The 25104-nt window shown below is 55.3% G+C and carries 24 protein-coding genes; 17 read left to right on the top strand and 7 right to left on the bottom strand.

Annotated features, from left to right (window positions below; translation table 11 throughout):
• The first annotated feature begins 211 nt into the window (after positions 1-211).
• Positions 212-994 carry an HNH endonuclease gene (locus ACK3SD_RS19740; protein ID WP_481128023.1) on the top strand — a complete coding sequence of 261 codons (783 nt, stop codon included), beginning with the start codon at positions 212-214 and terminating at the stop codon, positions 992-994.
• A 120-nt stretch (positions 995-1114) separates the two neighbouring features.
• Here ACK3SD_RS19740 and ACK3SD_RS19735 read toward each other — a convergent pair whose 3' ends face one another.
• Positions 1115-2536 (bottom strand): aminotransferase-like domain-containing protein, encoded by a 1422-nt coding sequence (locus ACK3SD_RS19735; protein ID WP_481128022.1) that lies wholly within the window; start codon positions 2534-2536, stop codon positions 1115-1117.
• 98 nt (positions 2537-2634) lie between these two features.
• Here ACK3SD_RS19735 and ACK3SD_RS19730 point away from each other — a divergent pair, with 98 nt between their 5' ends.
• The gene (locus ACK3SD_RS19730) at positions 2635-3405 is read left to right on the top strand and encodes an arylamine N-acetyltransferase family protein (RefSeq protein WP_481128021.1); all 771 of its coding nucleotides are present in this window, start codon (positions 2635-2637) and stop codon (positions 3403-3405) included.
• An 87-nt stretch (positions 3406-3492) separates the two neighbouring features.
• Here the strand turns inward: ACK3SD_RS19730 and ACK3SD_RS19725 are convergent, their stop codons facing one another.
• On the bottom strand, positions 3493-4128 hold the full coding sequence (locus ACK3SD_RS19725; RefSeq protein ID WP_481128020.1) for a DUF2268 domain-containing putative Zn-dependent protease: 636 nt from the start codon (positions 4126-4128) through the stop codon (positions 3493-3495).
• Between the two features lie 321 nt (positions 4129-4449).
• On the opposite strand from ACK3SD_RS19725, the gene rluF reads away from it, so the two are divergent.
• The gene (gene rluF / locus ACK3SD_RS19720; RefSeq protein WP_481128019.1) at positions 4450-5319 is read left to right on the top strand and encodes a 23S rRNA pseudouridine(2604) synthase RluF; all 870 of its coding nucleotides are present in this window, start codon (positions 4450-4452) and stop codon (positions 5317-5319) included.
• A 296-nt stretch (positions 5320-5615) separates the two neighbouring features.
• Here rluF and ACK3SD_RS19715 read toward each other — a convergent pair whose 3' ends face one another.
• Positions 5616-6560 carry a LysR family transcriptional regulator gene (locus ACK3SD_RS19715; protein WP_481128018.1) on the bottom strand — a complete coding sequence of 315 codons (945 nt, stop codon included), beginning with the start codon at positions 6558-6560 and terminating at the stop codon, positions 5616-5618.
• A 111-nt stretch (positions 6561-6671) separates the two neighbouring features.
• Between ACK3SD_RS19715 and ACK3SD_RS19710 the strand changes: the two genes are divergently transcribed.
• The 7 genes from ACK3SD_RS19710 (at position 6672) to ACK3SD_RS19680 (ending at position 13518) form a co-directional block, all read left to right on the top strand.
• Entirely contained in the window at positions 6672-7895 is a 1224-nt protein-coding gene (locus ACK3SD_RS19710) for an argininosuccinate synthase-related protein (protein ID WP_481128017.1), read from the top strand.
• Positions 7896-7903: 8 nt separating this feature from the next.
• Positions 7904-8650 carry a 2OG-Fe dioxygenase family protein gene (locus ACK3SD_RS19705; protein WP_481128016.1) on the top strand — a complete coding sequence of 249 codons (747 nt, stop codon included), beginning with the start codon at positions 7904-7906 and terminating at the stop codon, positions 8648-8650.
• On the top strand, positions 8650-9549 hold the full coding sequence (locus ACK3SD_RS19700) for a DMT family transporter (protein ID WP_481128015.1): 900 nt from the start codon (positions 8650-8652) through the stop codon (positions 9547-9549). Before ACK3SD_RS19705 ends, ACK3SD_RS19700 begins: the two co-directional genes overlap by 1 nt.
• A 368-nt stretch (positions 9550-9917) precedes the next feature.
• Positions 9918-10391: a hypothetical protein gene (locus tag ACK3SD_RS19695; RefSeq protein ID WP_481128014.1), complete on the top strand. Its 474-nt coding sequence runs from the start codon at positions 9918-9920 to the stop codon at positions 10389-10391.
• A gap of 382 nt (positions 10392-10773) precedes the next feature.
• Entirely contained in the window at positions 10774-11775 is a 1002-nt protein-coding gene (locus tag ACK3SD_RS19690) for a PD-(D/E)XK nuclease domain-containing protein (RefSeq protein WP_481128013.1), read from the top strand.
• Positions 11775-12854, top strand: coding sequence for a hypothetical protein (locus tag ACK3SD_RS19685; RefSeq protein WP_481128012.1), 1080 nt, complete (start codon positions 11775-11777; stop codon positions 12852-12854). Before ACK3SD_RS19690 ends, ACK3SD_RS19685 begins: the two co-directional genes overlap by 1 nt.
• A complete protein-coding gene (locus tag ACK3SD_RS19680) occupies positions 12841-13518 on the top strand; it encodes a hypothetical protein (protein ID WP_481128011.1) in 678 nt (225 codons plus the stop codon). Before ACK3SD_RS19685 ends, ACK3SD_RS19680 begins: the two co-directional genes overlap by 14 nt.
• A 381-nt stretch (positions 13519-13899) precedes the next feature.
• Here ACK3SD_RS19680 and ACK3SD_RS19675 read toward each other — a convergent pair whose 3' ends face one another.
• Positions 13900-14316, bottom strand: coding sequence for a type II toxin-antitoxin system VapC family toxin (locus ACK3SD_RS19675; RefSeq protein WP_481128010.1), 417 nt, complete (start codon positions 14314-14316; stop codon positions 13900-13902).
• Positions 14313-14543 (bottom strand): type II toxin-antitoxin system VapB family antitoxin, encoded by a 231-nt coding sequence (gene vapB, locus ACK3SD_RS19670; RefSeq protein ID WP_481128009.1) that lies wholly within the window; start codon positions 14541-14543, stop codon positions 14313-14315. The genes ACK3SD_RS19675 and vapB overlap by 4 nt, the downstream gene beginning before the upstream one ends.
• 231 nt (positions 14544-14774) lie before the next feature.
• Here vapB and ACK3SD_RS19665 point away from each other — a divergent pair, with 231 nt between their 5' ends.
• From ACK3SD_RS19665 to ACK3SD_RS19655, 3 genes are read left to right on the top strand one after another with little or no spacing between them, the layout of a single operon-like run.
• Positions 14775-15557 (top strand): serine hydrolase domain-containing protein, encoded by a 783-nt coding sequence (locus ACK3SD_RS19665; protein WP_481128008.1) that lies wholly within the window; start codon positions 14775-14777, stop codon positions 15555-15557.
• A 23-nt stretch (positions 15558-15580) separates the two neighbouring features.
• Complete coding sequence (locus ACK3SD_RS19660) at positions 15581-16012, top strand: hypothetical protein (protein WP_481128007.1); 432 nt, start codon at positions 15581-15583, stop codon at positions 16010-16012.
• Complete coding sequence (locus ACK3SD_RS19655) at positions 15924-17246, top strand: methyl-accepting chemotaxis protein (protein WP_481128006.1); 1323 nt, start codon at positions 15924-15926, stop codon at positions 17244-17246. Before ACK3SD_RS19660 ends, ACK3SD_RS19655 begins: the two co-directional genes overlap by 89 nt.
• 66 nt (positions 17247-17312) lie before the next feature.
• On the opposite strand, the gene ACK3SD_RS19650 is transcribed toward ACK3SD_RS19655, so the two are convergent.
• Positions 17313-18704, bottom strand: a complete 1392-nt coding sequence (locus tag ACK3SD_RS19650; protein WP_481128005.1) for an MFS transporter — start codon at positions 18702-18704, stop codon at positions 17313-17315.
• Positions 18705-18844: 140 nt separating this feature from the next.
• Here ACK3SD_RS19650 and ACK3SD_RS19645 point away from each other — a divergent pair, with 140 nt between their 5' ends.
• Entirely contained in the window at positions 18845-19201 is a 357-nt protein-coding gene (locus ACK3SD_RS19645) for an ArsR/SmtB family transcription factor (protein WP_137765138.1), read from the top strand.
• Here the strand turns inward: ACK3SD_RS19645 and ACK3SD_RS19640 are convergent, their stop codons facing one another.
• Entirely contained in the window at positions 19202-20410 is a 1209-nt protein-coding gene (locus tag ACK3SD_RS19640) for a phospholipase D-like domain-containing protein (protein ID WP_481128004.1), read from the bottom strand.
• 810 nt (positions 20411-21220) lie between these two features.
• On the opposite strand from ACK3SD_RS19640, the gene ACK3SD_RS19635 reads away from it, so the two are divergent.
• The 3 genes from ACK3SD_RS19635 (at position 21221) to ACK3SD_RS19625 (ending at position 25090) form a co-directional block, all read left to right on the top strand.
• Positions 21221-23056, top strand: coding sequence for an ABC transporter ATP-binding protein (locus ACK3SD_RS19635; RefSeq protein ID WP_481128003.1), 1836 nt, complete (start codon positions 21221-21223; stop codon positions 23054-23056).
• A 523-nt stretch (positions 23057-23579) separates the two neighbouring features.
• Positions 23580-24170 carry a TetR/AcrR family transcriptional regulator gene (locus ACK3SD_RS19630; RefSeq protein WP_481128002.1) on the top strand — a complete coding sequence of 197 codons (591 nt, stop codon included), beginning with the start codon at positions 23580-23582 and terminating at the stop codon, positions 24168-24170.
• A complete protein-coding gene (locus tag ACK3SD_RS19625) occupies positions 24167-25090 on the top strand; it encodes a DMT family transporter (RefSeq protein ID WP_481128001.1) in 924 nt (307 codons plus the stop codon). Before ACK3SD_RS19630 ends, ACK3SD_RS19625 begins: the two co-directional genes overlap by 4 nt.
• Positions 25091-25104 lie beyond the last annotated feature (14 nt).

The following is a 25104-nucleotide window of genomic DNA, read 5'->3' as shown; positions in this document are numbered from 1 at the left end:
GTCGGCCCACCAGCCAGCAACTCTGATCAATAGGTATGAAGGCTTTCTCTGCTGCGTCAGGGAAGCCTTTATCACTCCCCGCCAGCAAAACGACACCTGCATTGAAACTTGGCGAGTTACTCATGCCACCCTTTTAATGCGCTCTACAGGGTGATTAAACTTTTCACATGAATTGCCGATATAGAAATATAAACTTTTCAAGGACGATGAGATGCACTATTTCTACGCTTACCACGGCCCACAAAACGAACATACTTTTAAGCCTGAAGGCGGCTATGGCATTAGCTCAAAAACGAGACATGCACGCGTTAAGGTTGGCGACCGGGTATTCATCATTCAAAGGCTGGCTGGCAAAGCGAGTTGCTTCTATCTATGCGGCGAATATGAGATCACCGGCCACTCGATAAATCCCGACTCGGGCTACCCATACCGTTTTGCGCTGAAAGACCTGTCTCGCCTCGATCCATTTATCATGTTAGACCCGCTAAAAGTGAGCGAGATGTTGCCCCATAAAGGTGGGGATCAGCGCTTCAACCTCTTCCAACGCCACTTTTGCAGCCAGGGCGCCTCCTTCGCCGCGCCGCTGGTGAAGGAGGTCGTAGACGTCCTGACTACGCTGACAGGCTCATACGCAGCAGGCTATGAACCACGCTCGCGTCGCGAAGATGGCCTGCGGATGGTAAAAGTCCGGATGGATCAGGCGGCATTCAGGCGTGAGGTGTTGGACAACTGGCACGGCAGATGTGCCGTCACCGGCAGTTCCCTTGCGCTTGAAGCCTGCCATATCATTGGCCATGCCAATCAGGGAAAACCCAGCGTTGAAAACGGCATTGCACTGGCAGCAGATCTGCACCACTTATTTGACAATGGCGATCTGAGCTTTCGCAACAATAAAGTCATATTGTCAGAGAGGGCACAAAAAGAAGAGCGATATCAGGCACTCCATAATAAAGAGCTAAGGAAGCCAAAGTATCCCGTCAATATCAATAGATAGCTATTGGCACTTTATCAGCCGTATAAAATATGGCTGATAAAGTGGCACATAATATTAATGATAACCAACCCCTCATTAGCTCTTGAAACGCCGAAAGCAGCCGCAGACAAATATCAGGCGTCATTGCCCTTGGGATAATTCATGGCATAGGGTGCCGAGCTGGGCCACTGCATTTAATAGGTGGGGCGTGGGTTCATTCGCACAATTCAGCCGCAGGTAGTTCTGTAGGGCTGCCTCTGGGGAAAACAGCGGGCCAGGGCTGACGCCAATGCCCAGGGCGAGTGCGCGGCGATGTACCTCCAACGCATCCACTTGGGGCGGCAGTTCCACCCAAACCAGAAAACCGGCTTCTGGTGCGGCCACCTGCGTACCCGGTGGGAAGCTCGCCGTGACCTGCGCGATAACAGCCCGTACGCCCTCCGCAATGCGGAGCTTCAGGTGCCGCAGATGCCGATAGTAGTCACCACTTGCCAGCATCTCGCTCGCCGCAGCCTCTATCAGCGGCGCGCCCGCCCAGTCGCCTGCCATGCGGGCCTGCAATACCTTGGCGTGATAGCGTCCGGCCGCAATCCAGCCAACTCTCCAGCCCGGAGCAAGGGTTTTGGACAGTGAGCTGCAATAGATGACATTCCCACTCTGGTCGAATGCCTTGCACGCGGGTGGACGCTGCGCCCCGCCTGCCAGATCGCCATACACATCGTCCTCAATCAAAGGGAGGCCCGCACTGGCAAGCAGCGCCACCAGCTCCCGTTTGCGCGCGATGGGCATACTGGCACCGAGTGGATTTTGCACCGTAGGCGAGGCAATGACGGCTGCCGGGCGATGGCGCTGAATGGCTTTTTTAAGCGCTGCCAGCAATAAGCCCTCTTTAGGGTCAGTGGGGATCTGCAGTGCCTTCAGGCCCAAATCCTCCAGCAGCAGGAGCGTGCCGAAGTAGGCGGGCTGTTCAATCGCCACCACGTCGCCTGGCTGGCACACCGCATGGAGGGCCAGCCGCAGCGCCTGCGTTGCGCCAGCCGTAATGACCAGATCGTCCGCGCCAAAAAGCGCGCCCCACTGGGCGGCACGCGCGGCTATCTTATGGCGCAGATCTGCCCTTCCCGGCGGGAGGCTGTAGCTCTGCCCGCGTGCATCCAGCCGACGGCCTGCCGCCTGCAGTGCCCGTTGCAGGGTATCCACGGGCAGCCAGGCGGGATCGGGTAACGCGGCGCCAAGCGGAACCAGCCGCGTTTCAGCACTGCCAAACAGTGACCGGGCCACGGCAGACAGGGTCACCGGCACGGGGCGGGAGGGCTGCGCATGTCTGGGCATACTGTTCTGGCGGACGAAGTAGCCCGATCGCGGTCGCGCAATGATCAGGCCCTCCACTTCAAGGCAACGGAGTGCTTCCAGCGCGGTGGGCAGGCTGACCTGCTCGCGCTCGGCCAGCTTACGCGCGGAGATGAGGCGATCCCCCGGTCGCAACGCGCCTGAGGCAAGGGTAAGCCGCAGCATCTCGGCAATCCGGCGGTAGTGGGGAGTCGACGGGTGTGGGAGGGACATCGTGATCTGTACAGGCTAGTTTTTGATAAATCTGACTATACAGATGATGGCCGTCGCCATCTATAGTGTGCCCAATACAATCCAGCCAAGGAGGCAACATGCACAGTGACAACTTCGACCTTTCCGCCTACTTCCGACGCATAAACTATGGCGGGCAGGCGGCGGCCGATAGCGCCACGCTACACGCGATTATGCGCCACCAGCTCTTCTCGATCCCGTTCGAGAATCTGGATGTACAGGCGGGTAAAGTCGTTTCGATGATACCCGAGGAGATTGCCGGCAAGCTGTTACACCAGCGGCGGGGCGGCTACTGCTATGAGCTTAACGGGCTGTTTGCGATGGCGCTGGCAGCGCTGGGGATCACCTACCGTTTTGTTGCGGCCCGGCCGATGTTCTATCCGGCGCGCCGGCCAAAGACCCATATGGCGGTAGTGGCAGAGGTCGATGGCCGCCAGTGGCTTTGCGACCTGGGGTTTGGGAGCTACGGCATCCGCGCACCGGTGGCTTTGGACATGCTTGATACGGACATCATGCAGGATTTCGACACGTTCCGGCTCAGCCGTGACGCGCGTGGGGAGTATCTGCTTCAGGCAAAGGTTGAAGGAGAGTGGGCCAATCAATATGCCTTTGACCTGTCACATCAGGAGTGGATTGATTTTGCCCCAGCCAATTACCTTAACTCCACGCACCCCGATGCCATCTTCGTGCAAAAGCTGCTGGTCATCCAGCACCAACCTGAGGGGCGCGCCATTCTGCTGGGCGACATGCTGAAGACAATCACCGCAGATCAGGTCGAGAAGCAGCAGCTGACGACAGACAACATCGCCCATGTACTGGAAAGCCGCTTTGCTTTATCAGTTATGCAATAAGCCAGAATGATAAATTAACCCGCGGCACTACGGCACTTTGTATACCGCACACCGGTATGAAAGTGCCAAATAGTATTTCGCTGGCTGTTAAATAAACACCTTAAACGCATTTGCATCCACATTGGAGAGCATTGAGGCCCTTAGATGCGGTGCCACTGCAAGATATTTGGAAACCAGATTGAACCCTACGGTATACCCCAGCCACCGAGGTAAATCACCGGTGCCATAAAACCACCGGTTATGATCGTAATCGGTGCGGTGCCAGTTTTCATCGAGTTGTGAATAATAAGCCTGCACGCTATCTGGGTGAATGCTTTCCCAACGTTCAGGCTCACCCCCAAAAAGCTCAAGAACAAAATGCCCTGCAAGACCTTCTGAGACTAACGCCTCGCCTAACGTGGTGCCATACCCCGGCCCGGCCCACCTCGCCACATGGTGCAGTTCATGAGCAAACATGCGCTCCAGCGACTGGGCGTCATTTTTGCAGAATGCGGGGTTTTCAGGATCAACTGTCACATACACGATGCCAGGCTCGGGACAATATCCTAAGTGCCCCTTTTCCGGAATGACGAACTTTCCAGCCTTGATCACGACATCCAGAGCAGGGATTTGCATCACCTTTTTTGCTTGTTCGTAGGTAGCGGTCAGGCAGGTATGAAACCATTGACGGTGAGCGGTGAGTTTCTTCTGCGCATCCAGAATATGCAGAGTCATATGAGACATTGTGTGGCCCCCAAGGCGTCAGGAAATAACAGCATGTTAACATGGCGATACCTCATGTCATGGTGTTTCCGTGGCAGGCTCCGGTAGCGCTGTGGGGGCCGGTGCCATCTTTGCTGGCAGAGGTTGATTTTGGCCGGGTGTGGAACCGCAATACACGCTAGGGTTTACGACAACCGCGCCACCGTAGCCCGCTTCCGGCCACAGCAAAAATAGCTGGGCCACCACGGCCTGTATGCGCTTTAGCCGCCTGCGCGGATTTTTTAAGGCCAGGCTTCGCGACCTGCCGGGCATAGGGTATAGTCCGTTTTTTTCGGAGGAACCATGCTGAGCCACTCAACCACCCGTCTTAACAAATACATCAGCGAGAGCGGTATCTGCTCCCGTCGCGAAGCCGACCGTTACATTGAACAGGGGTTGGTTTTTATTAACGGCAAACGCGCAACCATTGGCGATCAGGTCTCGGCCGGGGATGTGGTGAAAGTGAACGGCCGGCTGATTGAAGCGCGCAATGAAGAAGATCTGGTATTGATCGCGCTGAATAAACCAGTCGGCATTGTCAGCACCACTGAAGAGGGCGAGCAGGATAACATCGTTGATTTTGTGAACCACAGCACACGCGTGTTCCCTATCGGACGGCTGGATAAAGATTCACAAGGGCTGATCCTGCTGACCAACCACGGCGATCTGGTCAATAAAATCCTGCGCGCCGGTAACGATCACGAGAAAGAGTATGTGGTCACGGTAAATAAGCCGGTCACCGACGAGTTTATCCGCGGCATGGGCGCTGGGGTGCCGATGCTCGGTACGGTCACCAAAAAGTGCAAAGTGAAAAAAGAGGCACCGTTTGTGTTCCGCATCACGCTGGTGCAGGGGCTTAACCGCCAGATCCGCCGCATGTGCCAGCACTTTGGTTATGAAGTCACCAAGCTGGAACGCACGCGCATCATGAATATCAGCCTGAAAGGGCTGCCGCAGGGTGAATGGCGGGATCTGACCGACGATGAGCTGATCGACCTGTTCAAGCTGCTTGAACACTCCTCTTCTGAAGATAAACCCGCGAAAAAAGCGCCGGCCAAGCCGCAGGTGAAAAAGCCCACGGGCGGCGCGCCGAAAAGCGCGGACAAATCCGGTGGCGCACCGGCCGGTCGCAAGCGCTTCACCCAACCCGGCCGCAAGAAAAAGGGGCGCTGATCCGCGCTGCTTTCCTACCTCACTGGATTAGTCCCACTGCCCTCCCCCACGCCGGACGGCGACATTGACGATGCCGGGTTCCCGCCTATCTGGAATGCTTGGCGAAAGCAATCAGATCAAAAAACGGCAGAGGCCGGTGTCTGATGCTCAGAATTGGAGTGGTAAGCAGCGTTGTTTCGCTCCCGGTGAAAGAGTACCGCCAAACGGAGTTGGTGGGGGCAGCGCACCCACCCAAAGGTCAAGATAACGTATACCGGACAATCTTCGGTGTGATCCACCGAAGCTTCACCTTTTGATTAACGGCAGGCACGCCGGTTTACATCGTTATCTGCAATCTTTTCCGCCAGGAAATCGATCAGCACCCGGCATTTCGGCGGCAGAAAACGGTTTGGGTGGTAGAGGATCCACGACATGCCGTAGTACGAGGTCTGGTAGTCCCACTGCGGCAGCACCTCGACGACCTGTTGGGCGGCCAGCGCGTCTCTGGCAACAAACCACGGCAAACAACCGATTCCCAGATGGCTGAGCACCCCTTCCAGCCGCGCTTTGCTGTGGTTGGTGACATAGCGCCCGCGCACCGTGACGTTAATCTGCTCCTGGGTGTGCAGGTGGGAAAATCGCCAGCAGTTATCTCCAGCCACTTCCCCGAGATAGAGGCAACTGTGCTGCGCGAGGTCATTGGGGTGCTGCGGGCAGCCGCGTTTTTCCAGGTAAGCGGCCGTCGCGCAGAGGATATGGCTGACGCGGATAAGCGGGCGCGCCGCCAGCCCGGCCGGGGGCGTGTCGGTAATGCGCACCATCAGGTCTAGGTCATCGCCGATAAGGTCAGCCGGGCGATCGGTGAGTTTCAGCTGAATATCCACCTCCGGGTAGCGGTGTAAGAACTCCTCGATATGCGGGGCGATCAGTTCTTTGCCAAAGGCGCGCGGGGCGCTGAGCCTGACCATCCCCTGCGGCGTGTCGTTGATCCGTTCCGCCAGCTCCAGCACGGATCTGGCCGACTCGACCATCTCACAGCAGCGGGCGTAGGCATCGCTCCCCGCCGCCGAGAGCTTCAGCCGCCGCGTAGTTCTTATCAGCAGCTTGACCGACAGCGCCTGCTCAAGGCTCGCTACCTGGCGGCTGACCGACGCGGCCGTCGTGCCCAACTGTTCCGCCGCCGCAGAAAAACTGCCTGTCTCCACCACTTTGACAAACACCGCCATATACGGCAGCAAGCCCATGTATTGATTTGTTCGCATAGCGTAAGAGTCTTGTTTGTTTACCCGGCTTATTCACCTGCGCGGGATCGCCCATACTCGCCTGACGGCAAGCCCTGAAAAACCAACGTTTACTTCATAAGGAAAGAGGCCATGAATCGCTACCAACACGTGCGCAGCCTTGACGATCTCTCTTATATATCCCGTCAGTCGAAACATATCCTGACCCTGTTTAGCGGGGGCGTGGACAGCAGCTACCTGCTGTACAAACTATCGCAGACCGGTTGCAAAGTCACCGCGCTTACCGTCGATCTCGGAGATGGGGTGCACGCCGAGGACCTGCGGGACATCGCCGGTTTTTTCAACGTCGATTTACAGATTATTGATGCACGTGAAGCCTTTGCGCACGAGTTTATCATTCCGGCGATCCGGGCCAATGCGCAATACCTGGGGATCTACCCCATCAGTTCATCCCTCTCCCGGCCATTGATTGCCCGCCTGGCCGTTGAGCAGGCGGAAATACTCGGCTGTGACGCTATCCTGCATACCGCCAATCAGTCACAAAACAGCCTTCGTCGTCTTAATGGGGCACTGCACCAACTGAACTTTACCGGTTTTACCGGCAGCCCCTATGAATATTCGGCCCTCAGCCGCGAGGAGAAAATCCAGGCGCTGGCGCAGGCAGGCCTGCCGTGCTTCCAAGCGCGCGGGATCAGCGGTGATGCCAATATCTGGGTGCGTGAGTACGAATCTGGTGCGCTGGATAATCCAGAAGATTTCATCATGCCGGAAGCCCTGTTTAAGTGGACGTCATGTCAGCAGCCCCAACCGGACGAACACCTCGCGATCAGTATTGAAAACGGCCTGCCGGTGGCAGTGAATGGCGAGGCGCTACCATTGCTGACGCTGATTGAACAGCTGAACACGGTCATTGGCCGCCATGGTATCGGCCGCTTCAGTGGGCTGGAACACCTTGAAGGTGGCGAGAAGGTGCTGGAAGTGCGGGAAGCCCCGGCTGCCATGCTGTTGATGGCGGCGTTCCGTCATCTGGAAACCGCCACCCTGGATGCCGGGCTGTTGCGTCAGAAACTGGCGCTGGAGCAAATCTGGGTAAACGAGGCGATAGAAGGCCGTTGGTACAGCCTGCTGGCTGCGTCCATTGCCGCCTTTATCCGTACCAGTGCGGAAACCGTCAGCGGCACCGTGACGTTTAACCTACGCAGGGGCGCTGCTGACCTGGTCTCCATCAAGGCGCGCGACCCGCTCTACCTGACCGACCGTGATGGCTGGGAAAAACAGATTGCCCGTGTACGCGGCAGCCGCAACCTGGCCGACCTGTCCTCCTCTGTAACCCCTGATTGCTCATTAACTGCCTGAGGTGAACCATGGATATCATCAGCAAATCTTACGCTCTGCCAGCCCACGCCATCCATCATGCGGCGCAGGCTATTAAAACCGATGGCTGGATTTTTATTGCCGGGGATGACTTAAAACAGGATCTGGCGCTGGAAGAGGATTCCCTCTCCTCGTTCTCCCGCTATTGGGATTCGCTGTCGCGTGATGAATTTATGGCAGATAACGGGACGTATCGCTATCGCCGTTACAGCCAGTTTGAATTGTGCGATCCACAGGGTGAACTGACGCTGTTGCCGCACGCCGCTTACTCACAACCTAAAAACATCAATACGCTCAACGGTGGGGTAGATCGGGTCTATCCACCGCTGGAGGAGGGGTTTATCACCCACCCGCTGTTTACTTCCCTGCTGCGTGAGCTGGGTAATATCTTTAATCAAGCGGAAGGGGAGCGCTGCACATGGCGTATCCGTCTGCACCCTTACCGCATTTTGACGGACGCCGAAGAAACCGGCAAACCCACCCCGGAGGGGCTGCATCGGGATGGGGTTGATTATATCGCGATGATGCTGCTCCGCCGGGTGAACGTCTCGGGCGGCATCACGACCGTTACGGATAATGCGCGGAATGTGCTCTGCACCAAAACGCTGAACCAGCCGCTGGATGTCATTGTGGCGGATGACCATCGCGTGATGCATGAGGTTTCGCCCATCTTATGCAGCAAAGGTTCACAGGGGTATCGTGATGTGCTGGTTATTGCCTATGAGCGGGTTAAGTAATGGATAATCAACGCCAGAGTGCGAATGCGACGGCCCAGTATGCGGCCGTTATGTTACTGGTGGTGGCCGTGGTCTGGGGAACCAGCTACGGCATGGCTAAACAGGCCGTGCTGTTCTACCCGGTTGCCGGTTTTCTGTTTATCCGCTTTATGCTGACCTTTGTGCTGCTGGTGCCGGCGTTAAGGGGCTGTTGGCGACAGGCGCTGGTGCCGGGGCTGCTGCTGGGGACGGTGCTGTTGGCGATATTTCTGTGTGAAACCTTTGGGGTGGCGCTGACCAGCGCCAGCAACGCGGCGTTTCTTATCAGCCTCTGCGTGGTGCTGACACCGTTTGTTGAATGGCTGATGTTGCGTCAGCGGCCGGAAAACAACGCGTTTATCGCCGCAGGCGTGTCGCTATGCGGGGCGCTGCTGCTGACCGGGGGCGTCGCCATCACGATGAACGCGGGGGACAAGCTGATCCTCGGGGCCGCATTGCTGCGGGCAGTGATGGTGTGCCTGACAAAAAAACTGATGCAGCACCGCAACGTGCCAGCACTGGCGCTGACTGCGGTGCAGACCGGTGTGGTCGCGGCCGGTTCGCTGGCGCTGTTGCTGGTTACCCGGCAGGGCATCCCGGCGTTGCCGCAGAGCGCGGCGTTTTGGGGCGCGACGCTCTATCTGGTGCTGTTCTGCACGCTGTTCGCCTTCTTCGCACAGAATTATGCCGTGAAACGCCTCACGCCGACCCGCGCCTCTTTGCTGATGGGCACAGAGCCGCTGTTTGGTGCGCTGTTCGCCATGCTCTGGCTACAGGAGTCCCTGACCCCCGCCGCCTGGCTGGGCGGCCTGCTGATTGTCGGTGCCTCCGTATGGGCGACGCGCCCCCGCAAAGTGGCGGAGGTTGCGCTCAGTAATTGAGGCTTGCCGCGTAAGGCAGGCGGCGCGCTACCCGGCGGAGCGTCACCGCTGTATCGATCTGGCAGCCGCCGGGGGTGAACCACTGCGTTGGGTGCTGATGCGTGATACGGCTAGCCGGCCGGGTGCGGTGCCGTCTATTTGCAACTCGCTTTGACAGCAAATGATTATCGCTGAGGTTTGACACGGCAATTCAATCCAGCCTGCGTTCTTCAGCCTCCCACTTCCGTCATTTCTGCTGTCTCAGACCGATCATCTATACTGACTATGGCAGTGGTCATTGGTATACGAGGCCGCGCAAAATTAATGACCTGGCACCCTCCGCATAAAGCTTGAAGAATTAAAAAATTTATCTATCCGGGAGATAATGAATGAAAATAACCGATTTTGTTTATTCCGCCCTGATTGGCTTTGTCGCCAGTTGCCGCTCCATGACGCCGATGGCGGCGCTTGCTGGAGCACGCCTTACCGGGCGCGACACATCGGGCAGTCTCCTGCTGCTGGACCGTCCGCTATTCAAATACGGCGCGTTAGCGATGGGTGTAGGTGAACTGTTTGGCGACAAGATGAAGTCAGCACCAGACCGCACCGTGCTTTTGGGCTTGTCAGCACGCGTGGCCAGTGCAGGGATTGCGGGTGCCGCGTTGGCACCCAGCGGAGAAGAAAAAACCGGGGCAGCAATCGCTATCTCTGCCGCTGTGCCACTTGCTTATGTCACGCTTGCGGCACGCAAAAAGGCCATGGCAGGGATGGGGCAGACCAAGAGTGGCCTGATCGAAGATACGCTCATCGTCGCTATCGGAGCAGCAGTGGTCTTCTTCGCAACGCGCCCAAATCGCTCTTAAACGTACTCCCTCTGTAAGGGCGGTTCCTAGTGAAGGGGTTAGTGGCTGCTTCTGGTACAGAGCGGGAGAGCGGGCTGACTCATCGGCTGATGTCCGCTTAGAGCGAGAAGCGGAAGTTCACTAAATCCTGAAACCATCAGGAACGGGCGCATGCCCATGGATCACCATGCTCGCTTCCACAGTAGCGTAGCCCACTCTCTAAAAGAGAATGGTGCGAATTTCAGAGTTACTTACAATACCATGCCCTGCGTTCGTTTTAATACCACTGTAATCACAACAACTCACATGCAACTTCATTCACACTAGACATATTTACAAAATATGATGTAATTCATATCGTTGAATGATTTTTATCTACACACACTAAAAAGGAATATTAAAAATGGGCGGAGAGACTTCTTCAATACAGCATGTTGCAAATAAGATAACCCAAGATATTTTTAAAATTTTCAAATGGCTACGAGCAACTAGTCAAGATATGAACTGGGATTGCGACTTAAAAGCTCATGACAAAAAAACACATCCTAGCGATGTGGTGTTTTACTATACCGATCCCTATGAAGAAGAGGTTGTGTACTTGAACACAGACCTTAAAAGCTATGCCCAAAGTAGTATCGGCAAAGGGATGGTAGAAGATGCACTTTCTTCTTTGGCTCTCGCTACAGAATGCGCCAATATTAGCCAGCAGTGGTGTAAACGATATGTGCGGGATGAGTCATTAGGTTACAAAGTTCGAGGTTTATTATTTCTTTATAATCATGACAACCTTTACGACAAAGATTTTTATTCCTCCATTATGAAAAAAGTCGATCCTGAAATAATAAAATGCCCTCCAAGCATAAAATTACACCTTTTAGATCCATTCAAAATATCCGATATGATAAATGTAGCATCAGATATTAAAATGCTTATTGGATCCGGGGGTTTGCCTCAACCCGATTTGTACTATTTCTATTACCCAGACTTAGCACTCACTAGGATAAAACATCCTATCAACAACAAGACTGCAGCTACTGTTGAGGTTTTAACATCACCATTTATAATAATAAAGCATGAAGAATTCGACTGGATGGGCGAAAAAGAAGATAGTGGTTACGTAATTTATTATAATCAACCAGGAAATAGTGAAGATGAGTTCATCTACTTCCTTGACATGCTTTCTAATTATCAAATACTGATTGATGCAAAAAGAATAAAAATTAGACATTGTCATATAAATCCGCATGAAGACGCCATTCATCACTTTGAAAGAGCAAAACAAAAGTATAGTGCCCATTGGTTATCAGGCGAAAGTGAACGTTTGTTTTCAAAAGTCTCATTCGAAAAAACAGTTGCAATAGTAATTCAATACAGTCTTGAAGCTATAGGTATGGAGCAACGTTGATGAACAATATGAATATTTATTTCGCTACTGACAAAAATATATATGACGCACTTCATCATAAAAGAATTACCATCGCAAGATTACGCGAGGCATTACTGCGGAAAGGTATTATTGTCTCTCAAGACTTAACAAAGGAAGAATTAATTGAAGAGGTTTGCAAACTACCTCATGGATATAGTGATCTAGATTCAATTAAGGAGCTTGTACAAACTTATGATAAGAGAGAGAGTATAACTAGTGTCAAGCTCCAAGCATCATCCTCTCAGACAGAATTAAAAACAGCAGCGGAATTAGTTAAGAAAAAGTTAGCCACCGGATCTGGTGAAACCGTAAAAATCACTGCGAAAAAAGATGGGTCTCTAGCAATCGAGGTAAATTTCCAAGAAGTAGACTTGTCCAGAACAGCATTGCGCCAGATAGACAATCGCAACATCAAGATTGATCTTACAGTAAATACCGATAATGTTGATATTCGTATGCCTCAGAACCAAAAGGCTAAAGATGTAATAACACTATTACAAAAAGAGTTATCAAAGATTAAATCCATTGATGTTGAAAAGTTTGAAATCTCGTTAGAAGCAATTCCTGCACCAGCGTTAAGAAGTCAGTTTTTTCAAGAGGTCATGGGAGGATTAAGTGGGTATGAAATTGACGACGTTACTAACGTAGAGCTTAACCGCTCAACAAGCAAAGGTGATGACGAGGAAGAAGAAGAAATCGAAACAGGATTCGTAAAAAAAGCTGTTCTAAAAGGTGATTCTGTAAATAGTTCTGCTATTTTCACCCAACTACATAACAAAGGGTACTATATCGGGAGAATTGCTTGGTCTGCTAAACCCAAAAGCGGAACAGGAGATAGAATTTTGGTTGAAGCTTTCTTCAAGGATTCAGAAAAATGCTCTGATTTTTCCTATCAAATTAAAGGAATCAATAACCAAAAAGGTAGTGGATACAATGTTACCCTTCGTGTAGCAAATGAAATTGAAAAAAAGAAAATCAGCTCACTAATTGAACAGTCAGCAGTAAACGCCTATAATATCGTGACGGGTAAAAAGGTGGGAGAGCATGAAAAAAGTTAAATGGATTATACTAAACAATCGTTTCACTACTAGTGAAACAGTTGAAAAACTCATGGGTGATCCTTTTACTGAAGAGAAAGGGAAAGGGTTTATATTTGATAAATCACGAGCCTCTCATTTTCACGCTCGCTTCATCGAAAAGATAATAAGCGAAGACAGAATAAGTAATCTATACGGCAATAGTACTGCTATTGAACGCATTGAATATAGAGTAACATCTTTCAGTTTTGACGAACAATACGCCCCAGTTTTACTTCTTGATAATCCACCAAGAACACTTAAACCATTTGCGCAGGCACTGGTAAAAAACCTTGGTCTTGGCACCAGTTTAGAAGAGATTGAGATTGACCCGTTCACATGGTTCAGTTATTTAAACACAGAGCTAACACTTAATATAGTGCAACTAGATGTATCTCAAATTCAGGTTGCTGAATTTGCTCTTGCCAAGATGCAAATTAATAGCACCAGCGATCTAAAAAAATATTTCAAAGATGAGCTTATTCACAAAAAAATGAGACTTGACCGATTGACATGCACTATTCATGACCAAGAATTTAGCGGTAAGCTAAAAATTTCCCGAAATAGTATGGCTCAAATCGAAGCACGAGCGGAAAAGGAGTTAATCAAAAAACTATTTGACAGTTTAATGAATATTCACAAGTAAGATAAAAGGCTGCCTAAAGGCGGCCTTGCTTTAATAAAATACATCCTCTTTTCAAATTTAAGAATTCCTATGTCTTGTGTTACATCGCTCTGATGCTTTTTGCGCGGTAAAATTATAATCTTACCAATGTTAATAACCCATATTTTCGATATGCCAAGTGCCGTTCTTTGCCTTTTAGTACTCTTAATTCATGTTCAAGGTATCCTTCTCAGTATCTAAATCTAGTACCTCTGCGGGTATCACAGGCGGTATTAACATTGTATCCAAGTGATGCCCAACTATCTCTGCAAACTAGCCACCAACTTTTAGAGAGCCTCTGGCACTTCAACTTCCGCTTCTGGCACACCGAGGACATCCTCCCTTCATCCGTTTTTTCTGCCATCAGTTAACCCAGTCTTCCAGCGTCAGGCCCGGCACCCGCTCAAACTCCCTCACATTATTTGTCACCAGGATGGCGCGGGCGGCAATCGCATGCCCAGCGATCGCCGTATCGTTTGGCCCGATAGGCGTGCCGGCCGCGGCCAGCGCCGCCTTGATCTCGGTAGTGGCGTCCACTGCGGCCCGGTCCCACGGCAGAATGGCATCAAGGCGGGCGCAGAATGCATCAACCAGCGGCGCATGACGGGGCGACGCCTTTTTACCGATGGCGCCGAAACGCATCTCGGCATAGGTGATGGCCGAGATCACAATCCGGTGATTGCGCAGCACCGCCTGCTCCAGACGTCGGATCACGGCGTCCGGCTGCTCACGCATAATGAACGAGCAGATGTTGGTATCGAGCATGTAGGTCTTGTTCACAGCTCAAATCGTCCTTCGTCGGTGACAATGTCCTCGCGCTCCGCCATAAAGTCCGGATCGGCTTTTTCGAGCTGCGCGAACGAGCCCCAGGTCGGCCGGACGGGGCGCAGGATGATGCTGTCCCCATCCCGGACGATCTCCAGCTCGCTCACCCCCTCAAAATCCAGATCGCGCGGCAGACGGATGGCGCGGTTATTGCCGTTTTTGAAAATAGAAACTGTGCGCATGGTTTTTCCTCATATGCTGAGTGTGCCAGGGAGTATTCCCACATAGGTGAAGTATATGCCTGCAAACCCAGCTTGTATAGGTGTTACATATGCAGATGCCAAGCATATGGGTATGTTCAGCCTATATGGGTTTCACTCTTTTTCCGGTGAGATCCGAAAACGGATAAAGCCGGAAAACTCATTGCAGAGCTGCTTATGCGAAGGCAGGCGCATGTTTACGGAAGATGCATAATGGTTCTCCCGACGAAATCATGGACAGACATTAACTGGGATTTGTCTGTTCAGGGCCGTAAATTTACGGTTGACCTTCCTGATCCAGGAGTATTACAGCCTGCCGACTGTGCACATGTTGATGTCGGATCTAGGGTCCTGGGGCAGGCCTCTTTTGCTGATTTTGATCCTCTGCTTCATCGCCGCTGGAGTTTGACCCCCGGTGAACGCTGGCAGTATGGCATGTCGATCGAATGGGTGGGCAGGCTGGTTGAAACCGTCAGCGGGCAGGGGCTGGAGGAGTACTTCCACGACAACATCTTTTTACCGCTGGGTATGCATGATACCGGGTTCGTGATCAGTGATAAGCAGCGTGCACGCACCGCGACGGCGGCCCAGAGGGAAGCAGATGGCTCCTTCACCTCCGCGCCCTATGAATCCCCACAGCAGACCGATTTTTCACTGGCTGGCACTGGCCTGTTCAGCACGCCGCGTAACTATATGGCTTTCCTGCAAATGCTGCTTAATGGTGGCCGTTTTCATGGTGCTAACATCTTGGCACCTGAGACAGTTGCCTCAATGTTGAGCAATCAGATGGGTGAACTAGATGTTGCTGAGATGGTGAGCCATTATCCCTCCCGCTCGAACAATTTTGACCTTTTCCCCGATATGCCGCACAAGTGGGGGTTTTCATTCGACATCAATACGCGGCCCGGCCCTTATGGACGCAGTGCTGCCTGGGCAGGTGCGCTCAACACCCACTACTGGATTGACCCGGCAGCCTTTATCACCATTTTCCATTGAAACTTGCCCTCGCTGGCGAAGCCATGAATGAGATCGCGGAAAGTGATATAGCCCGCATCAATGCCTTTTTTGATGAAGACGGCCCACCGCTTGAAATCGTACAGCGCTATCTGCAGCTTAAACGGGACAGTGTGCGCGGCTGCCGTTTTCCAAGAGGGCTGAAGTCAGGCGAGCCATGCACTTTCTCAACGATTAATCAGATGCAGGATGGGAGAGTGAGCATTATGTACCCTATCCAGAGCGGCGCATGGCAACAGGTCGCCATCGCCGCCCGCCTTGGGCGGCGATGTGAAGCAAATTCATTCAACTCCCCTGCCCGCCTGCCGATAACCAACCTGTATACAATAATCACAATGAAAGGTTTACATGTTTTCCACTATTACATCAGGAATTTTGTCACGCCTTGCATGGCAGAAAAAAACGCATTCAACGGCGACGCTGAATTCGTTGAATGATTCCATTGCCATGATTGAGTTCACACCCGATGGCACCATCATTACCGCCAACCCGCTGTTTTTGGACTGCATGGACTATCAGGCCAGTGAGGTGATCGGCCAGCACCACAGCATGTTCTGCCCGCCCGATCTGGTGCACTCCGCGCAATACCGCGATTTTTGGCAGCGGCTGCGGCGCGGTGAAAAATTCAGCGATAAGTTTATACGGCTGGCAAAGCACAGCCGCCCAGTTTGGCTGGAGGCCAACTATGTGCCGGTGCCGGATCGTCATGGTCGCGTGATCAAAATCGTCAAGCTGGCGACCGACATCACCGTCAGCATCATTGATGCGCAGGAGCAGCGCGCCATGACCGCGGCCATTGAGCGCTCAATGGCGGTCATCGCCTTTAACCTGAAGGGTGAAGTGCTGACCGCCAATGACAACTTCCTGAAGACCATGGGCTATCAGGCCAAAGAGATTGAGGGGGCGCACCATAGCCTGTTCTGTTCCGAGGCGCTGCGCACCAGCCCGGAGTACCGGACGTTCTGGCAAAAGCTCAACCGGGGCGAGTTTATCTCTGGCCAGTTCTCACGCATGGACAAACAGGGGCGCACCATCTGGCTACGCGCCACCTACAACCCGGTATTCGACAATAAGGGCGCGCTCTATAAAGTGGTGAAGTTCGCCACCAACGTCACCGCGCAGGTGGAGAAGAACAAGATGGAGCGGGACGCCGCCCAGCAGGCGTACCACACCGCGTTGCAGACCAACGAGAGCACGCGCCTTGGCGCGAACGTGATTGAAAACAGCGTGCAGAACATCAATGCGCTGGCTGGCGAACTGAATGGCATCTCCGGCGACATCTCCGATCTGAGCGACTCCTCGGAGCGCATTGGCAGCTTGGTAGAGAGCATCCGCAGCATCGCCAGCCACACCAACTTGATTGCCATCAACGCGGCGATTGAGGCGGCGCGAGCCGGAGCACAGGGACGCAGCTTCGCGGTAGTGGCGAATGAAGTACGGACGCTGGCCGCCAACATCAACCGCTCCACCAGCGAAATTGAGAACATGGTGCAGCAAAACCACCTGCTGGCAGCGAAAGCGCTAAAGGGGATTGAATCCAACCTCAAGCGTGCCGATCAGGGGGTCGAGCTGGCCCATCAGGCGGGCGGGGTGATCAGCGAAATCCAGCAAAGCTCTGAGCAGGTGGTACGCGCCATCAGCAACGTCACCAATGCCCTCGAGCAAGAGTAAAAAGAAGCCGGCAATTGCCGGCTTTTTTGTGCCTGTTTCGGCCTATGCAGTGAATTTTGGGCGTCGCTATTGCCACGCCCTCACATTCACCGGGCGCGGTAGTCCCAGCGCAATGAACAGGCCAAGCACCATGCCAGCCGCTGCCAGATAGAAGGCGTGCTGGGCAACCAGCGCGAAACTGTGCGTCGCACCGCTGGCACAGGCGATCAGGAGCGCAATGCCAATGGCGTTGCCGACATTCAGGGTGGTGGAGGCCATGCCCGAGGCGACGCCATGCTCCTGCGGGGTGACACCTGCAGAGGCCGCGATCCACATGGCCGTCCAGACAATGCCCTGCCCGACGCCTGAGATAATCAACCCCGGCACGATAGACGCATAGCCCATGCCAGCCAGCGCCGCCAACGCCAAGCCCAGCGTGCCCGCAATGCCTGTGATGAAACCTACGGCGAGGGCGGTGCGCACCGGCAGGCGGTTCGCCAGTCGCGCCCCACACTGCGTGCCAGCGAAAATCGCCAGCGAAGGCACGATAAACGCCAACCCGGTCTGCAAGGCGCTGTAACCCCATACCTGCTGGAACAACAGCGTCAGGAAGTAGGGCAGCGCGCCAAAGGTGCCCATGTAGACGAAGGTGATGAGCATGGCGATCACTAGATGGCGATTGGCGAACAGGCGTACCGGCATCAGCGGGTCATGGCTGCGGCGCTCGGCCACCACAAAGGCCAGCAGGGAAAAGGCCGCCAGCAGCAGCGCTGACAGAATCGGCGTGGAGCCAAAGCCCTCCTCCGGCCCCTGTACCAGCGCGTAGACCAGCAGGGTCGCGCCAACAGTGACGGTCAGCGCGCCAGCGAGGTCGAAGTGGCGGCGCGCGGTGGGCGGTACATCTTTTGGCAGCACCACGCAGGCCGCCGCCATCGCCAGTGCGGCCAGCACCACATTGACGTAGAAGACCGCCGGCCAGCCCCAGAGGCTGGTCAGCAGGCCGCCCGCCAGTGAGCCTAACGTCAGGCCGCTGGCCCCTGCCCCGCCCCAGATCGCCAGCGCCCGGTTGCGCGGCGGCCCTTCGGCAAACAGCCGGTTAATCAGTGACAGCGTGGCCGGGAACAGCAACGCCGCGCCAATGCCCTGCACCGCCCGCGCCACGACGATCACCATCGGGTTCCAGGCCAGCCCACCCATCAGCGAGGAGAGCGCATAGATCGCCAATGCCACCATAAACATGCGGCGCTGCCCCAGCAGATCCGCCGCCCTGCCGCCTAGCAGCAGGAAACCGCCACAGCAGACGGTATAGGCACTCACCACCCATTGCAGGGTCTGCCCGGAGAACCCCAGCCCCGCGCCAATCTCCGGCAGGGAGACAAAAACGATATTGATGTCCAGTGAGTAGATGAGCTGGGCGAAGGCCAGCAGCGCCAGGCTTCCCGTGCGGTTGGCGGCCAGCGAGGGCGAAGGAACAGTCATGAGGCAGATCTCCATATGCGATTAAAGGACTACAGTACGAATACATTCGTACTATCAATGTACGTATATACTCGAACAATAGTCAATGGAGGAATTTTAAAGTAGATTACGTGGAGCGTGTCGAGTCCCTGGAGCCATTGATGATTGTGAACCACCCTGAGCGTGACCAGATCCGTCTGGAAAATGTGCTGACCGCGCTGGGCAACCCCCTGCGCCTGACCGTGGTGCGGGTGCTGGCCGGCGGCGGCGAACACCCATGCAGCGCCGTACTGAGCGGCATCCCAAAATCGACCCTCACCCACCACTGGCGCGTGTTGCGTGACAGTGGGGTGATCTGGCAGCGGCCCTATGGCCGGGAGAACTTGTTGTCACTGCGGCGGGAGGATCTGGACGCGCGTTTCCCCGGCTTGCTGGATGCGCTGTTGAACGCGGTTCAGGAAGATGCCCTGACACAGGCGGTCACCACCCAGAACCTGCCGCCACGTCAGGGCGCGTGACTACCCGCCGGGGCGCGGGGTTGGGTAATCCCCATCAATGCGCAGTGGCGCAGCGTAGGGGCTGTCCCATAACTGTTGGTAGAGTGCATCGAGCCGCCGCGCCATCGTTGTGTCATTCAAGACCAACTCCACATTGCGCGAGTTGTCAAAATAGCCGCCGCTCCAGTTGCTGGTGCCAACCCAAGCCAGCTCGCCATCAATGGTCATGATTTTGCTGTGCACCACGCGGGCGAAAGGGATGAAGCCAGCCTCGGCAGGCGGCAGCGTCACCACTTTTATTGTCACGCCGGGCACCAGCGCCAGACTTTTGAGCCACTCAATCTCCGGTTTTTTGGTACTCCACGCCGAGACCATCAGCGCCACCGGCACGCCGCGTGCCGCCGCCGCGCGCAAGGCGCTGTCAATCACACCATAGAAGGGGCGCGATCGATTTTCGCCATAGGCCAGCGGCGCGTACTCCATCACCTGCACCCGGATGCGGCGGCGGGCGGAGGCCAGCAGGCGCGGCAATACCTCCTGGGCATCCGCCACGCCGCGCGGGTTCCAGTCACGCGGGCTGGCTACCAGATAGTTACCCTGCCGCACGTCGCCTCGCGGGCCATGCCCTACATGCCGTGGCACCGTCTGGCCAGCCACCAGCCGCGCCTGTGCGCGCCAGTCCTGCTCGAAGATGGCCGCCACCTGGGCCACCACCTCGCCCCCGGTGATCAATAGACCGGTCTCCTGAATATGCTCCAGCGCGCGCCAGTCAATATTCTGGCTGCCGACAAATGCCTGTTGCCGATCCACCACCAAATACTTGGCATGGAGAATGCCGCCCGCCAATCGGCTAAAGGGAATCACTCGGAACGCCAGCCCCGGCATCGCCTGCAACTGCGCCAGCGTCTCCGGGGTGCTGAGTCCCACCCCCTTCTCATCGATTAATAAACGGATCTTTACGCCACGCGCTGCCGCACCTTCCAGCGCTGCCAGCACTGCATCCAGTCGCGAGCCAGATTGCCCGGCCACATAAAACTGCGCGATGTCGATGCGCTGTCGCGCGCGGGCGAACATTTCGCACCACACCTCCGCGCTATTGCGCAGATCCGCCGCCTGAAGGGTGGTCTCAACGGGTGCGTCATACACCAGCTCAAAACCGGAGGCTGCTGGCGTGCCGCGCACCCTCTGCCTCAGGCGGTGAAACAGGCGGGCCAGTGGGGTATCAAGCATGGGTCAAAACCTCTCTGTTGAAACGTATCTGTTCAGGCCCATGTTGGGTTCGACATAACACGGTTATGTTTGAGCGTTGAAAAAGTCGTGGTCGAGAAACCATCGACTGCTGTGATTGGCTAAGCGTACCGGGTCTTTAAAAAAACCGCCAGAGTACCGTCCCAAGTGTCACCTTAACGATTTTTTTAATCCTGATTCACGGGTGTAAAAACAGGATACGGGGAGAAACAGCGCGGTGCCGATAAATTTTTACGCTAAGAATAGTCCGTAAAAGCCGCCATGCCGCGAAGATTCAAGTTGGCTGCCTGACAGGGTTTTCTCGCGCCTTTGAAAGATGGAGCCTTTTCTCATCACAGGCTTTTATGCTATTCCCACCGTAATAAATGACATAAGAAAGGTATCTAAAAGGCATCACAAAGGTACACTTACAGTACCAAAAATATATCACTACCGCACCAATAGAGCATCATTTTGATTCCGCTCTTTTCTGGTGTTTTCTCATCTTTTTTCACCTTGCGATGGGGCGTGTCTTTACGATTCCTTAAGCTGTGCGGCATATACAGTCCCTGATGGAGCGACTATTTTTGTAGAGGGCGCTTATATTCAGAACACTATTCCAAAAATGGCATATTCCCACGCCTGTCCTAATGCCCACTCACTCCTGTTGACGTAATTGAACGGCACACAGCACCGGATTTCCCGCTCAGTAAACCAGAAGTTGTTAGCCATGTATGGGGCAGCCTTGTGATTGCCAAAAGGGGCAATCGATGGTGTCTGCATTGTTGGATCACTGATTACGTGAGAGCTACCATGTTCTATCGACGTTTAGAGAGATTGATTGACGTTTTCCAGACCGCGCCCAGTGAAGCGCCGCCCAATAAAGTCCTGCCGTTCTATCTCTACTATTTGCGCCAGGTGTGGCCAAGTTTTATCGCGCTGCTGGTGGTCGGCCTGATTGGCGCATTGATAGAGGTGGTACTGTTCAACTACCTCAGCCGGATTATCAATATCGTCAACACCACCACCATGAGCGAGCTGTTTAGCGAGTATGGCGGCGAGCTGCTGTGGATGGCGGTGGTGGCGATGGTGATGCGCCCGCTCTGCGTCGGCCTGCATGATCTATTGATTCACCAGACCATCAGCCCCGGCATGGGTAGCCTGATCTGTTGGCAAAACCACAACTATGTGATCAAACAGAGCGTCGATTTCTTCCAACGTGACTTCTCCGGGCGCATCGCCCAACGCATCATGCAGACCGGCAATGCCCTGCGTGACTCGGCGGTACAGGCCGTGGACGCCCTCTGGCAGGTGCTGATCTTTATCATCAGTTCGCTGGTGCTGTTCGCCTCCGCCGACTGGCGGCTGATGCTGCCGCTGATCGTCTGGCTGGTGTGCTACACCTTCACGCTCTACTACTTCATCCCGCGCCTGAAGAGAACCGGCGTGCGCTCCTCTGATGCCTATTCGCGGCTGGTGGGCCGCATCGTGGATAGCTACACCAATATCACCACCCTGAAACTGTTTGCCCACACCTCGCTGGAGCAGCAGTACGTCCGTCAGGCCATCACCGACCAGACCCAGAAGGCGCAGCAGGCCGGGCGCACCATTACCACCATCGACACGCTGATTACGGTGCTGAACGGTATGCTGATTGTCGCCACCACCGGGCTGGCACTCTGGCTCTGGACGCAGTCGCTGCTCAGCGTGGGCGCGATTGCGCTGGCGATTGGATTGATGCTGCGGATTGTCAGCATGTCGGGCTGGCTGATGTGGGTCATCAATGGCGTGTTCAGCGGCATCGGCATGGTACAGGATGGACTAGAGATGGTGGCGCAACCGATCCATGTCGCTGACCGCCCCCATGCCCCGGCGCTCACCATCCCGCGTGGCGAGATCCGCTTTGAAGCTATCCACTTCCACTACGACAGCTACAACTCCGTGGTGCAGAACTTCAATATGACCATCCGTCCCGGCGAGAAGATTGGCCTGATTGGCCCCTCCGGTGCCGGTAAATCCACGTTGGTGAACCTGCTATTGCGCTTCTACGACGTCAAGAGCGGCCAGATTCTGATTGATGGGCAGAACATCGCCGATGTCAGTCAGGAGAGCCTGCGCGCGCAGATTGGCGTCATCTCCCAGGACACCTCGCTGCTAAACCGTTCGCTGCGTGAGAACCTGATGTATGGCAACCCCAACGCCTCGGATGCGGCCATCATGGAGGCGCTGCGCCAGGTGCAGGCTGACGAGTTCATCACCCAGCTCAGTGACAGCGAAGGGCGCACCGGGCTGGATGCGCATGTCGGCGAACGCGGTACGCGGCTCTCCGGCGGCCAGCGCCAGCGCATCGCCATCGCCCGCGTACTGTTGAAGGATGCGCCGATTCTGGTGATGGATGAGGCCACCTCCGCCCTCGACTCCGAAGTGGAGGCGGCGGTGCAGGAGAACCTGGAGCCGATCATGGCGGGCAAGACCGTCATTGCCATCGCGCACCGCCTCTCCACCATCGCCAAGATGGATCGGCTGATTGTATTGAACCAAGGGCAGATTGTGGAGATGGGCACCCATCAAGAGTTGATGGCGCTCAACGGGCTATACAGCCGACTATGGCGACACCAGATCGCCGGTTTTGTCAGCGAATCCGTCTGATGACAAAAACAGTGCCCTTCATGTGCCTTAACAGCACTTTAATGGTACTAAAAAGGCATTGCTTTTATGCAATTAGGGTGCCGAACTGGCACTGTGATTTTATGGCTGACCACCTGCTATAGCGTCAATAGAGTGCTGGCTCGATCAGCGAATCCAACTGATAAAAAACAGTGCCATTCATGTGTGTTAACAGCGCTTAAATGGTACTAAAAAGGCATTATTTTTATGTAATTAGGGTGCCGAACTGGCACCCTGATTTTATGGCTGACCAGTTGCTATAGCGTCAATAGAGTGCTGGCTCGATCAGCGAATCCAACTGATAAAAAACAGTGCCATTCATGTGTGTTAACAGCGCTTAAATGGTACTAAAAAGGCATTGTTTTTATGTAATTAGGGTGCCGAACTGGCACCCCAGTTTTATGGTCTTTGTGAATGCTTTTTACTTTTGACATTGATAATAGTGATTGACGACCCTCGGCAAGTAGGTAGGCTGGTCTACCTACCTATTGCTTTGGGGGTTGCCATGAGCGACACGCTGCACGAGAAACCGGAGAGCGCCCGTGACCGCCTGCTGGGCGCGGCGCGGGTGCTGTTCTACAACGATGGCATTGCCGCCACCGGCATTGACGCCATCATCAAGCGGGCTGGCGTCGCCAAAAAGAGCCTGTATAACAACTTCGCCTCCAAAGCGGAGCTGATTGCCACCTATTTGCAAATCCGCCATGAGGAGTGGCTGGCACTCTATGCGCTGCGCCTGCAACAGGCCACCACGCCACAGGAGCGGGTACTGGCGGTGTTCCTCGCCTATGAGGATCATGCAGAGTATGCCTATGAGCGCGGATTCCGCGGCTGTGGGCTGCTGAACGCCGCCGCCGAACTGCCGGCCGGTGCGCCGGGGCGGCAGGCGGTGCGCATCCACAAAGAGGAGGTGGAAGCGATTCTCGCCGGGCATCTGGCCGAGATGCTGGCCGGGGACAGGGAGCGGGCCGCGCTGCTTGCCCGCCACTTTGCCTTTTTGCTGGAGGGTTCGATCTCCCGCGCCGGGCTGGAGGGCAGCGGTGAGTGCGTGCGCCAGGCCAAAACCATGGCGCTCGCCATGATGGAGGCGCTGTGAACCCGACACCACAACAGCGCCTGCTGGGCGTCGCCGGGGTATTGGTCGCCTCCCTGCTGTGGGGCACCACCGGCACCGCTGCCACCTTTGCGCCAGACGTCAGCGCCGCCGCCATTGGCGCAGCGGCGATGGGGTTGGGCGGCCTGTTACAGGCGGCCATTGCCTTTCGTGGCATCGCACGCCAGCGCGCCCACCTGCGCCATTCATGGCAGATGTTGCTGATGGGCGCGCTGGCAGTGGCAATCTACCCGCTGGCCTTCTACGCCTCGATGCGCTATGCCGGCGTGACCATCGGCACCGTGGTGTCGATCGGCTCTGCCCCGCTGCTCTCAGCGCTGATTGAGTACCGGTTGGATGGGCTGCGCCTGACGCCGCGCTGGATGGTGGGTGCGGCCCTTGGCGTTGCCGGACTGGTGCTGCTCTGTCTGGCGGAAGCGGCGGTACATACGGATGGCGGCTCTACCGGGGTGATGGTCGGCATGGCGCTGGGGTTGGTGGCGGGCTTTACCTACGCCTTCTACTCATGGTCTGCGCGGCGGCTGATGCAGCGCGGCATCGCCTCAGGTGCGGCAATGGGCGCCACCTTTGGCCTTGGCGGCCTGCTGCTGCTGCCGGTGTTGCTGGTGACCGGCGCACCGCTGTTGGCCTCATGGGGCAACGCCGCGGTCGGCCTCTACATGGCCACGGTGCCGATGTTTATTGGCTACCTCTGCTACGGTTACGGGCTGGCGCGCATTCCGGCCAGCACCGCCACCACCATCACCCTGCTGGAGCCGGTGATCGCCGCACTGCTGGCGGTGGTGATCGTCGGTGAACGGTTGCCAGCGCTCGGCTGGGGCGGCATCGCGCTGGTGGTCGCCAGCCTGCTGGTGATCACCGTACCGCTCAAGCGCCGCGCCGCCCGCCGCGCGACTGCCTGACACGTAACGCGCTG

The organism is Chimaeribacter sp. YP20170169 (assembly GCF_056739715.1).
Note: the sequence above shows the minus strand (reverse complement) of the source record. Positions and strands in the feature narration are given on the sequence as shown.